1 protein-coding gene is annotated in these 431 nt (G+C 63.8%); it reads right to left on the minus strand.

The features are described from left to right. On the minus strand, nt 1–431 hold a 431-nt coding region (locus SHEWPOL2_RS22145), incomplete at both ends, for a VCBS domain-containing protein (RefSeq protein ID WP_037431926.1).

The following is a 431-nucleotide window of genomic DNA, read 5'->3' on the forward strand; positions in this document are numbered from 1 at the left end:
GGCTGTCGGTGAGGGTTTCGCCCGCCTTGAGTTGTTGAACCGCGCTCTGACTGTTGTCGGCGCTGTAGTGCCACTGGCCGTCGGCGTCGAGGCTGAACGTGCCATAACTGCCCGCCACATGGGGTTGTGCGGTGAAGTGGTCCTGGCCCGCATCCGGGTCGGTGATTGTCAGTTGTCCACGGGTTTCGAGCTGGCCAGCCGTCAGGTTGGCGTCTTCCGTGACTGCGCCGCTGTCCACGCCAGCAATCACGGCGCCATCATCATGGCCGTTGATGGTGACGGTGACGGTGTGGGTTGTGCCGTCCACCGACTGCGCGGTAAGGCTGTCGGTCAGCGTGCCGTTCTGGCCAAGGGCCTGGACTGCACTGTTCTTGTTGTCCAGCGTGTAGGTCCAGTGGCCATCGGCTGCCAGCGTGAAGCTGCCGTAGCTG

This window comes from Shewanella sp. POL2 (assembly GCF_000282755.1).
GTDB lineage: Bacteria > Pseudomonadota > Gammaproteobacteria > Enterobacterales > Shewanellaceae > Shewanella > Shewanella xiamenensis.